The following is a 12,647-nucleotide window of genomic DNA, read 5'->3' on the forward strand; positions in this document are numbered from 1 at the left end:
ATTCTCATTAGTTGTCAATATTAGTTTTCAAAATTTTAAGAAAGGCTTCTTGAGGAACCTCTACAGAACCCAACATTTTCATACGTTTTTTACCTTCTTTTTGTTTTTTTAGAAGTTTTTGACGACGAGTCACGTCACCACCATATAGTTTGGCTGTAACATCTTTACGATACGCTTTAATTGTTTCACGAGCAATAATTTTTCCACCTATTGCAGCTTGTACTGGGACCTCAAAGTTTTGACGTGGAATTGCATCTTTAAGTTTTTGACACAATTCTCTGGCTCTAGGATATGCATTATCTCTGTGTGTAATAATTGTAAAAGCGTCAATTTTATCCCCATTTAATAAAACGTCAACCTTTACCAAATCAGTTTCTTTGTAGCCAAATAGATCATATTCAAATGAAGCATAACCTTTAGTTGAGCTTTTTAAGCGATCAAAAAAGTCAACTACAATTTCGGCTAGCGGCATTTCGTAAGTTATTTTGCTTCTGTTGCCATCTAGTGATTCCATATCACGATAAACGCCACGTTTATTTTGGCACAGTTCCATAACATTGCCAATATAGGTGTCAGGAACAATAATGGTTGCAAAAATGTAAGGTTCTTCAATTCTGTCAATGTATGTGCGGTCTGGTAAAAGCGAAGGGTTAGAAACCATTTCTAGTGTACCATCTGTTCTGTAAACTTTATACTCTACTGAGGGGCTGGTTGCTATAACTTCAATGTGGTGTTCGCGATTTAGCCTTTCTTGCAAAATCTCCATATGCAACATACCCAAAAATCCAACTCTAAAGCCAAACCCAAGTGCTTTAGATGTTTCTTGTTCTCAAGAAATTGAACTATCACTTAGAGCGATTTTTTCAAGACTTTCTTTTAGTTCCATGTAATCACGTGTATCAATTGGATAAAATCCAGTAAAGACCACTGGTTGTTTTTTCTTGTAACCGTCTAAAGGTTTATCCGCAGGATTGTTTACTAATGTGATTGTATCACCTACGCTAACTTCTCTTGCGTCTCTAATAGTAGCTGCTACTCAACCAACTTCACCAGCTTGCAAGTATTCTTTTTTAACTTCTCAAGGGCTTTTTACACCAAGTTCGGCCACTTGATTAGTTTTACCTGAAGACATAAACATAATTTTATCGTTGCGAGCTAGTTTACCTTGCATGATTCTCACAAGCATAACCACACCCCTATATTCATCAAAATATGAGTCAAAAATCAATGCTTTTAGTGGTTTATCATCATCAGCATCTTTAGGAGCAGGAATATATTGTTCAATAGCCTCTAGTACTTTATCAATGTTAATACCAGTTTTAGCTGAAATAGCTACCGCGTTATCGCAAGGTAGGCCAATTACACGTTCAATTTCCGCTTTAGTACGCTCTACATCGGCAGAAGGCAAGTCAATTTTATTGATTACAGGAATAATGGTTAAATTATTTTCAAGAGCCAAATACACGTTTGCCAGTGTTTGAGCTTCAATTCCTTGAGTGGCATCAACAATTAATAAAGCCCCTTCGGTAGCAGCTAATGAACGCGAAACTTCGTAAGTAAAATCAACGTGACCTGGGGTATCAATTAAGTGAAAAATGTAGTCTTTATACTGAATTTGTACTGCATTTAGCTTAATTGTGATTCCACGTTCACGTTCTAGATCCATAGTATCTAGAATTTGTTCTTCTAGATCACGCTTAGCCACCGTATTAGTTAATTCTAAAATTCTATCTGCTAGCGTGCTTTTACCATGATCAATGTGGGCAATGATTGCAAAGTTTCTAATTTTACTTTTATCCATAAGGCTCCTAATTAATAAACATAAATATCAAATTGTATATAATAAAAAAAATTTTACATTATTTTATTATATTGCGAGGTAAATATGAAAATAAGAATTCAAAAAGGGCACACAAATCGTTCTTTTCAAGAGGGCAATGTATTTGTGCAAGAAAAAGTTTATAATGGATTTAACCATAAAATTGATTATCAATTGCTAAGTAATTTTGATTTTGTACCCATGTTAATTTCAAATGATACTGATTTAATCAAGTGAGAATTTATTGAAGGTGTTGAGCCCACTATTAATCTAACTAATGCTTCAATAATTGCTCAACAAGTTAGACAAATTCACCAAAGCAATCTAAAATTTCCACCATCTAATCATGCCGCTAGAGTTAAACAGTACCGTAGGCAAATGAAAGAATTGTCACGCACAGTTCCTGTGCTAGAAAAATTCTTTCGACCAATAAATCAAACCTTAGCAAAAATGGATAAATCTACACCGTTACATAATGATTTGTGACCTTTTAACATGATTCAAACTAGTGAAAAGATTTATTTTGTAGACTGAGAATATGCCACAATGGGTGACAAGCACTTTGAGCTCGCTTATATTATTGAAGCTTCTGGTATGGATTCAGAATGTGAACAGGCTTTTTTACAAGCATATGGTTCATATTCTCCACTATATTTATTAAGACACAAAATACTTGTTAATTATTTAGTTATTTTATGAGTTCACACTCAAACTCAACCTCCTTTTGATACAGATAAATATGAAAAACGGATTTTGGAACTAGATTCTCAACTGCAAAAATTATTAAATGGATAATGATCAAATCATTATCTTTTTTTATAAATGAATCAATTAAAAATAAAAAAGTAATTAGGTTTTTACCCCATACAACTTTTTTATAGTTGAATAAGTTTTTTTGAAATAAAAAAATTAATTTTGGCCAAAAAATTAAAAATATTTATTTTTTTTAAAAAACAAATTTAAAAATTCAAAACTAATATTTGCTGGTTTTTGTCTTAAAAACGCAAAAAATGGGGAAAAATCTGCATTTTTTGAAAAAATATTAATTAATTATTTTACTGAAAAATACAAATTCAAAAACTTTATTTTTAAAATTGTTTTTATATAATAATTTATATTACTCGAAAGGAATATGATATGAAAAAATCTCTAAAACTTACATTAGCTCTTGGTTCAGCAAGTGCATTTACTGCTTTACCATTAATAGCTTCTGCATGTGGTCACACAAAAGAAAAAATCGACTTTGGCAAATATTTCGACGCTACAGTCGCAGATTCAATTAAGGCTTCTAAACAAGCAAAAGATGTTGTAGCTACAGATGTAACATTAACTCTTAAAGAAGGTAAAAAATACAAATTATCAGTTCAAAAAATTGAAGTAAGTAAAAATGACGCTACAGCAATTAACGTTGGCGTTAAAGTAAAATTTGGTGAAGGCAAAGACGATTGTACAATCATTACTAAAGAAATTAAAGGATTTAAAGCAACTTCAGATAAGGACTATGCTTCACTTATAACATTATCAATTACAGATGAACTTAAAAAATCAAAACAAGCAAGCGAAGTTCAAACAACAGATATTACCCCATCAACTACAGAAGCTGGCTTAAAAACAGCTGTAAAATCGGTTGCGGTTAAAGAAAATGAACCAACAACATTAGTTGTTACTCTAACAGTTACAGAAGGTGACAAATCAATGGATGTAACTAAAGAAATCACTGGTTTCTTAGCATTGGCGTCTCTATCTAACTTTAGTGCATTTACAAATGGCCAAAAAGTTACTGTTGAGGGTCAAATTATTTCAACAATTAAAGATTCTACCGGCCAAGCTGCTGATACATATGTAATTAGTACTCCTGACGGATTTGCCGCATACTTTATCCAATTAGAAGGTGACAACTTTAAATCACTTGAATCTGATAAACTTGTTAACGCAAGAAATAAAGTTAGATTAACTGTAACTGTTGTTAATACACCAGAAGATGGAAGAGGGTTAAAATTCATAAAAGGCGATTTTATAAAATTCTATGATGGCGAACAACCTGAAGTACCTGTTGAAACACTTTCAAGTGTTAATGTTGAAGATGCAAAACTTTATAGACTTGTAAACTTATCAAATCTAAAATTTGTATCTAAAGACGAGCAAGGATTAACAGGCGTGTTTAAATTAGGTGAAGATCAAATAACCATCACTAACTTGCCACAAAATGAATTTGTAACTGAAGGCAAAACATATAGTTTTGAACACATTTACTTACATGGTAAAGATCAAGATAAACTATTCTTCATATTTATTGGTGGAAGTGCAACTGATTCAGTAGCTTCTCAACCCCAACCCGAAGCTCCTGCCACACCTTCACAACCAGGAAGCGAAGCACAACCAGGTTCATCAGCAAGTGGTTCAACAACTACTGAAGGTCAACCATCTGCAACTCCAGCCGCAGCAGCTTAGTAAAAAGTAAATACCATCAATTCAGGCACATGCCTGAATTTTTTGTATTAATTTTCAAGTCATTATTGATATTAATATAAAATAATAAATACTGATTTAGAAAATGTTTATAGGAGTAAGTTATGTTTAGTGATAATGAAAAAAGATACAAATCCATTCTTAATAATCTGCTTGATGTTAGTCCCAATGATAAAGTAATTTTCACCAAGGTAGATAACACCTATTTTTTTGATTTTTATAAATTGTTTGGCGAAGCGCTTTTTAATGAAATTTATACAAAAAATGAGTTTAATATTGACATAATTGAAGAAAAATTAAAATTAGTTGCTGAACAAATTAAACTTTCAAATAGCTATGAAAATGCTATTGAAATCCTGACTCGTAACAATGTAAAAATTAATGATTATAAGTTGCGTCAACTTAAAAAAGATTTTAAATCAAACGTGAATAAAATTGTAGATGAGTTGATTTTGCAATATCAAAAACAATCAGTTAAATGAGCTATGTTTTTAAACCGTGCCAAGGAAATTCATGAGCAAACAAATATTTGACCTATTCATATAGGATTTATGTATGTGAAAGTAAATATTGATGGCAAATCAATATATGCGCCTTTATTTTTAAAGGAAGCGAATTTAACAATTGAAAATTCTAGACCCAAACTTTCATCAAAAAGTGAAATCAAACCCAATGAAAAGCTATTATTTTTGCTGAATAATGCAAATTTTGACATCAATACAAACATTAGTATTTCAAATTTAAGTATTAAAAAATTATTTGAGCAAATTAAAGAAGAATGAAAGCAAATTTATCCAAATATAGCTAACATAAACGCTGAATTTACTCCACTAAGTCCCGAAAATATAACTAATGAATCATTAGAATTTTGTCCCGGCATCATTCTAGGTTTATTCCAACCTTCAGGTGGCTATATCCGCAATCGTATGATGGAAATAATTAAAAATGACGAACTAAACAAAATTATTCCTGTCGAATTTAAAAAGCAAGTCTATACAAGTAGAATTGAAGACTTTATTTTAGATCCTAAAAAAAGCCTTTTCAAAATTACACCAACAAACTTTAGCCAAGATAAAGCAATTGCGTCTTCATTGCTGCAAAATACTGTGATTTGAGGTCCACCAGGAACTGGAAAATCGCAAACAATCGTTAATTTACTGGCAAATATTTTAATTTATGGCAAAACTGCCTTAGTTTGTTCGCAAAAAAAAGCCGCATTAGAAGTGATTAGAAATAGAATGGGTGAGCTAAAACAATTTTGTTTGTTTATGCTAAATGTTGCTGATGTAAGTAAAAAAACATTTTATAAACCTTTACGTGAATACATTGATTACTTAGAACATTTTAACAAACCTAATAAACTTAAAGCCTTAAGGATTTTAAGCACACAAGAGCTTAAATACATTAATAATATTGCGCAATTAGCTAATGAAGTAAATTTCAAATCTATTGCAAAAGTATTGCCATTAATCAATAAATTCTTGCCGTTTTTAAACCAAAATAACTGAGAAGTATTGCTAAGTCTACCTGAGTTTTTAAGCTATCCAGCCGAGCTAAATTTTGAAACACTAAAACAGCTACAAAAATGAATGCTACATAAAAATAAACTGAGCTGAAAATTGTTTTCTCGTAAGCGCAAAGCAGTGCTAAAGTATGCAAAAATAATCTTTGAGAATTTTGGAACTAATGGAATAAATCTATCTGAGCTTAAAGGCATCACTAAAGATCTAGAATTTAGCGATTACCAGGCCATTTTGCACTTAATTTCAATACTTCCACCCGAAAACAAAGACAATATTAGTGATCAAAATGAAATCAGAAAATTTGTTGCCAAATTGATTGTTGATCGCTACGATAAATTAAGTGAGCAAGAAAAAGCCGACTATGGTGAATTTGCACTAACTATAAGAATTGGTAAAACTGAGCCATATAAATTCATTAATAAATATGCTCATATTATCAAAAAACTTTTCCCAGTTATTATCGCTACACCAGATGTTGATTTATCAGCTTGAGAAAAAAATGAGTTTGATTACGCTATTTTAGATGAGTCAAGTCAGATTTTTATTGAAAAAGGTTTACCTGTTTTATATTTAGCTAAAACAAAAGTTTTAGCTGGTGATGATCAACAAATGAAGCCTTCGAATTGATTTGGAATTAGAGTGAGCGATGACGAGTCAGTGTACGGAATCACAGAATCATTGCTTGATTATGGAATTGGTTTAGGTGTGCATAGCATTTTACTAAATAAAAATTACCGTTCACACCAAGCAGCTTTAATGACTTTTAGCTCTAAACATTTCTATAATTCAAAGCTAGATGTAATTGACTCAGCTAACGCTAATTTAAATGAAAACGCTATCGAGGTTATCGAAGCTAATGGTCAATGAATTGATAGCCAAAACCTAGTTGAAGAACAAATTGTTCTAGATTTAGTGAACCAAAATTTAAGCAATTACAGCAAAATTATTCTTCTTTGCTTTAATGCTAAACAACAAGAATCAATCACTAAACGTATTTTTGAACAAGAGCCTAATCTAGAAAAAGCACTGAGAAATAATCAGTTATTACTGAGAAATATTGAAAATATTCAAGGTGACGAAGCGGACTTAGTTATTGCAACATTAGGTTATGATTCTAGTGCTAAAATTTACTCTACATATGTTGGACGCCCGGGCGGTAAAAACGCTTTAAACGTTGCCATTTCACGTGCCAAAGACAAAATGATTGTTGTTAAATCTATTCATTCTCAAGATGTGGTTATGACCACAGACAATGATGATGTTTTAACATTCAAAAAATGACTTGAGTTTCTTGAATTGAGTGAACAAGAGCGCAGAGAATTTTTAACAATGGATATTCAGCGCACACGTGAAATTGAACTAGATGAACCAATTGCCCCTAAATCGGAGCTATTTACTGAAATTAATGATTATTTAACTGAAAAAATCTCAAATTTAGGTGGAATAAATCTAATTCAAGATTTTGCCTTAGGAACAATTAATGTTGATTTTATGATCACAAGTCATAATGGCCGTAAATTTGCAATTATGGTTGATGATTATGCCTACGCAAACAGTCCATTAAAATATTTAGAATTTAATGACTTGAATAACTTTATCAAATCAAAAAACTACAATCTATATGTATTAGATCGCATCAAATGAGAGCAATTTAAATCACAGTTAAACGATTTAATAGTTGAGTTAGAACCAACTGATAATAAGCCATTTGAGCAAACATTAGTCGAAAATATAGAACAAAGCAATGTTCACACAAATATCATCGAAGATTATGAAGAAGAGCAAAATCAAATTGAAATTGACGAAGATGATAATACTTTAACAGATGAACCTGTTGAAAACATTGTCTTTTCTGAAGACACTATTGAACTTGCTTCTTCAGTACAAAAAGATAATTTACCAGTTTTACCTATTGATGAAGTTGACGAAAATCCAGTTCAACATTTAGACGAAAAGACTGATAATACAGTGTCAAACGTTCCGGCTTTAAATTCAGTTGATCCAAATGTTCCATCATCAAATGATATTGATATATCAATTGAAGAAATTGAACCTAAAATGCCACTTCCACTTGCTTTACCAACCCAAAATATTGTTGTTAAGGAAAGCGAAAAAATTATTGTTGAAAAAACAAGAGTAATTGAGGTTCAAGCGCCAGTGCAACAATTAGATAATTCAACAAATAACTCAGTCGACACAGCAGAAAATGATGAAATGTCTCTAACCGCCGAATTAGATGCAATGAATGCAATATTTGATTCGCAAGCAGATGAATATAAAGACTAGAAAAAGCCCGCGCGGGCTTTTTATATTTTAGATAATGTTTTAACCATATTGGCTTTATAAACACCAACGGCTGGTTGATTAAAAGGATTAACGCCTAGCAAGTACGCTGACATAGTCAACGAAATCATGAAGAACATGAATAAGTATCCTAAATTGTACTCATCCATTTTGTCGAATTCAACAACAATGTTTGGTATTTTTGAGCTTTGTGAGTGTGCTTGCAAGCTGGCTTCAAAAATTGCTCAATTGACCTTATGTAAATCTTTGCCGTCTAAATATGCAATTTTGTCAATATTTTCTTCATCTTTAGTTAATATGTAATTATGCATTGGATTTTTGACAAATAAACTAGTTTCAAAGAGTATTTTACTTCCATCTTGAATGAATTGCCCTAATGAATGTAAATCGGTAGAAAACTGAGATGAAGCTGGAAACAGTCCGCGACCATTCTTGCCTTCGCTTTCAGCGAATAATTGTTTTCATCACTCTTGGAAAAATCTTAATTTTGGCTCATAACTCACAAGTAACTCAATATTGTAATTGTTTTTGTACATTAAATAACGTGAAACTGCATATTTATAAGCATCATTTGCAGCTAATTGATCTGATGAATTATCATTCAATGCTTGTTGGGCGCCTAACAATAATTGTTGAGTGTTTAAACCCGCACACATGAACGGGAATAAACCAACTGGTGACATCACGCTAAAACGCCCACCGACATCATCAGGAATGATTAATTTTTCATAACCTTTTTGATTAGCTAAATCAAACAACACGCCGTTGTTGGCATCAGTGGTCACCACCACCAAATCTTTAGCCCTCATTGCACCAACTTTAGTTTCTAGCAATTTTCTAAATTCTCTAAAGGCAATAGCAGTTTCTAAGGTTTTACCGCTTTTGCTGATCACATTGATTGCAAAACGCTTGTTTTCAACATAACTTAATTGAGCAGCTAAACTCTCTGAACTCACATTATTTCCGCTAAAAATTAATTCAATTTTAGGCTTATCAATCGAAGGAAATCCATACATGAACTCATATCCAGCAGCTGCCCCTAAATAAGATCCACCTACGCCAATAACAACTACTGTTTCTATGTTCATATTTTTTCATTTTGTACTCAAAAATTCCATTTTTTTGTACTCTTCATTATTCAATTTAAATGGCAGTTCTAGTCAACCCAATCAATCCTTTTCACTAACTTCTTTGTTTTTGATAGCTGAATGAATTTTACTTACGCGATCTTGGTATTTGCTTAACTGATCAATATTGACTGCGTGGTTTAATCTTAATTTTATCGGTTTCATATAACTCCTTAGTTTTTAAATGGATTGAGTTGTTTAATATAACATTCAAATATATTTGATCAGTACAAAAAGCAAATTAAAGCTCCCAAAACAGCTTCGTTGTTGCTATCTAAAGTAATTCTGATTAAAGGTACGTTGGCAACACTCGAAAGAGTGGTTACTATTCCTTCATTATTAATTAAAGTAAACTCGCTTAAACGGTTTTGCTTGTATTTTTCAACCCCATCGTTAATATTTAATTCTGGGGTAATTCTGTAGTCGTGGCGCAATTTATTGACCTCAAAAAATGATGCGTAATATGTATTACTCATACCAATTGTATAAGGCGCATAAGTATAGATTTCTTGCGGGAATATAGTAAATGAACTTCATTTTTGTTGTGGAAAATAATGTTCATTTTTAAAGCGAGAATGCAATGCTAAAATTCCTTTTAGTAAATCATCAGACCCAATTTGCAGTGCTGAATTTTTATCTTGCGAAAGCATTGAACAAATATAACCATATTGAAAAGCTAAATTATCCTTAATTCTATCGGAAGCAAAATCAATACTTGCGGATGTATATCCGTCCAAAACCTGACTTATATCTATACCTTTTACAAACAGCAAAAGCAGGTTAATTTCACTGAAAAATGAGTATTTTTGATGCAAAATATTAGGTATGATTAGTTTGTTTTCTTCATCAATTTCTAGGAATAAAAGTTGCTCTTCGCACGCTTCTTTAGCAACAATGAACATTTGGTTTAAGCAACGATAATAGCCTATTTTTTGTTGCACAAAATTTACAAAAATTTTGATAAATTCAATAAAAGACTGAGTATAAAGACTCAATTTTGCAAAAATATACGCCGTTTTATTTAGATCGATGTGTGAAGCTAAATTTGCTAATTGATCAAATCAAGTGTGGGTTGGATTATCAGAATTTATAAAGAAATAATTTATTTTATTGTTTTGTAATAAATCATTTTCCAAAACAAAATGATAGCCAGCTTTAAAATTTTGCTCCACTTCTAAATCAGAAAAAATCACAATATTTTCAATATTTAAATCACTTAATTGTTGAGCTAATTGAGTAATTTCATGAATATTTTGCGAGCTAAAATTTAATGCTAATTCATGAAAACCAAAATTTTCAAAGCCTGCAATATTTTTTCAATTTATCCCGTTGACAATGTCAACTCCCTTTTTAATCAAATTTTCATTATTAAAATCTGGATAATAATTATATGCTTGTAATTTTATTTTGGGCATTATTGGCTCCGATTTTTACTTCAGCATTCAATTTCATTTTGCACAGACTTAAATAAAGTTTTAAAACCATGTTTGGTTTCTTTTAATTCTTCGCTAAAAGGTGAGCGAGCATAGTAGCTGTGATTAACTTTAAAGTTTCCTACACCAGTTTTATTATTGTGATCAATTTCTTCAACGTAAAAATTAATTTTGTCTTTAAGTTTAAATTCGGCGTATAAATTTTTTCAAGCTCAATCAGTAACCAATTTTTTAGGAATATCAAATATATATTTTTTATTAGTGATTACTGTTAAGCCATCGTTACAAATGTGAATTATTTTGCCAAATAAGATATCGCCTTTTTTATTCATAGTTTAAATTATAAAGCATTTTATTAGATTTAATTGAATATCGATTTTGAGCAGTGAGCTAAAAAATATCGTGGAAATAGTGTCAATGTTTAACTCAAAAATACTGAGTTTATAGGGCAAAAAATTGTATACAACTAAGGGAGCCAAAAATTAAGTTTTATATTATAATTTAAATATTAAATTTTATTCAATAACATACTTAAGTTAAGTAAAAGGACATATATGAAAAAAGAAATTACATTGCCATTAAGAACTAGCTATTACATTTCTCTAAGCCAACAAGAAATTTTTGATTCATTTGCACTATATGTGCAAAAATTAAAAACAATCAATTCAGCTCTACAACACCAACAAGTTAGCCAAATCGACTACTTTAGAATTAAACATAACTACAACCTTGTAGAAGATTTAATCGACGATTTATTAACAATTAAAAGCTATAGATTTACTGAACAAACTAGCGCACTTTTTGCAGAGTTTAAAGATATCTTCAAAAATATTTTGTCGTTGCTTTGCATTGACTATACAACACAAGATTCTGCAACAACTCAAGCATCTTACAAATCTGAAAATGAACAATACAAATCAATAGCTTATGAAACATCTTATGTGGTTTTAGGCGACCAATTCATCATCTTTGAACCAGTACACGACTACAAATATGTAATTTTGACTAACATTGTACAAACGGAAGAAACTAAAGAGGATGTTCAACAAGACTTACTGAAAAAAGAACAAGTTTGTGAATCTTCATGTAAATCAGAATGTGCTTTGGAACAAAAAGAAGCTGATGTTGAATTTGCAATCGATAAATCTTCATATGTTGGAGCATGCGAAGGTTCATGCCAAAAAACTGATTTTGCTCACTGCGAAATTAAAGCCTGCGTTGATGAGACTGTAAATAAATCTGAAGAACAATCATGTGGCTCAAAATGTGCACAGGAAAAAGAATGTGCTAAAGACACTGAAGCAAGTGAATGAACATATGAGAAAAAAGGATACATTTCTGCCTGTGATTTAGATTGTGGTAAAACTAACATCTCTCATGCTAATGTTTCATCTTGCTCACAATCATGTTCAAAAGATGAATGCGAATTAGCAGAAGAAAAAACAACTTGTGAGTCAAAAGACTCTCAACAATGTTGCAAAGAACAATCATGCGTAGTTTATGCATGTGTGAACGATTGCGAAAATACTTGCCAAGGATTTAAAGTTTCTGCCTGTGAACAATCACACGAGAGCGAACAAAAATGTTCACAAGAATGTTCAGATTGCAAATGTGGCGACAACTGCAATTGTGCAACTCAAAATGATTCATGCAAATGTGATGAACAAGTTCAAGACGAAGTTTTAGTTTCAGAAGAAGTTGTAAAAGCCACTGAACCTGCAGTTGTTGAACAAACAATAGATGAAGCTTCTCAAATCAGTATTAACGACTTTGAAATTACTGAATATCCTGTTGAAACATACGAGGTTGAAGGGGATCAACAAGTATATTTAGGTTCTTATGTCTCAACTGAAAAATCAAGATGAAACTGATTATGAATTACAATCGCTGTTATTATGTTGATAGTATTAGTAATCGTTGTTGGTTTAAGAACATTTGAAATCTTGACAAATACATCACTATTCCAATAATT

8 protein-coding genes are annotated in these 12,647 nt (G+C 31.4%); 4 read left to right on the forward strand and 4 right to left on the reverse strand.

The window, feature by feature from the left end; translation table 4 throughout:
• Positions 1-7: 7 nt before the first annotated feature.
• Positions 8-1,801: a translation elongation factor 4 gene (lepA, locus tag T329_RS0102665; protein WP_029608893.1), complete on the reverse strand. Its 1,794-nt coding sequence runs from the start codon at positions 1,799-1,801 to the stop codon at positions 8-10.
• An 84-nt stretch (positions 1,802-1,885) separates the two neighbouring features.
• On the opposite strand from lepA, the gene T329_RS0102670 reads away from it, so the two are divergent.
• The 3 genes from T329_RS0102670 (at position 1,886) to T329_RS0102680 (ending at position 8,097) form a co-directional block, all read left to right on the forward strand.
• Complete coding sequence (locus T329_RS0102670; RefSeq protein WP_029608894.1) at positions 1,886-2,614, forward strand: phosphotransferase; 729 nt, start codon at positions 1,886-1,888, stop codon at positions 2,612-2,614.
• Positions 2,615-2,956: 342 nt separating this feature from the next.
• Positions 2,957-4,270, forward strand: coding sequence for a hypothetical protein (locus tag T329_RS0102675; protein WP_029608895.1), 1,314 nt, complete (start codon positions 2,957-2,959; stop codon positions 4,268-4,270).
• Positions 4,271-4,392: 122 nt separating this feature from the next.
• Complete coding sequence (locus T329_RS0102680) at positions 4,393-8,097, forward strand: DEAD/DEAH box helicase (RefSeq protein WP_029608896.1); 3,705 nt, start codon at positions 4,393-4,395, stop codon at positions 8,095-8,097.
• Positions 8,098-8,117: 20 nt separating this feature from the next.
• Here T329_RS0102680 and T329_RS0102685 read toward each other — a convergent pair whose 3' ends face one another.
• The 3 genes from T329_RS0102685 to T329_RS0102695 are packed head-to-tail and all read right to left on the reverse strand — an operon-like array spanning position 8,118 to position 11,007.
• The gene (locus T329_RS0102685) at positions 8,118-9,407 is read right to left on the reverse strand and encodes a glucose-6-phosphate isomerase (protein ID WP_029608897.1); all 1,290 of its coding nucleotides are present in this window, start codon (positions 9,405-9,407) and stop codon (positions 8,118-8,120) included.
• Positions 9,408-9,415: 8 nt separating this feature from the next.
• Positions 9,416-10,657, reverse strand: a complete 1,242-nt coding sequence (locus T329_RS0102690; RefSeq protein ID WP_029608898.1) for a hypothetical protein — start codon at positions 10,655-10,657, stop codon at positions 9,416-9,418.
• Entirely contained in the window at positions 10,657-11,007 is a 351-nt protein-coding gene (locus T329_RS0102695; RefSeq protein ID WP_029608899.1) for a S1 domain-containing protein, read from the reverse strand. Before T329_RS0102695 ends, T329_RS0102690 begins: the two co-directional genes overlap by 1 nt.
• Before the next feature lie 222 nt (positions 11,008-11,229).
• On the opposite strand from T329_RS0102695, the gene T329_RS0102700 reads away from it, so the two are divergent.
• Positions 11,230-12,645 (forward strand): hypothetical protein, encoded by a 1,416-nt coding sequence (locus T329_RS0102700; protein ID WP_029608900.1) that lies wholly within the window; start codon positions 11,230-11,232, stop codon positions 12,643-12,645.
• Positions 12,646-12,647: the final 2 nt, after the last annotated feature.

Source organism: Mycoplasma simbae ATCC 49888, from assembly GCF_000702705.1.
Taxonomy (GTDB): domain Bacteria; phylum Bacillota_I; class Bacilli_A; order Mycoplasmatales; family Metamycoplasmataceae; genus Mycoplasmopsis; species Mycoplasmopsis simbae.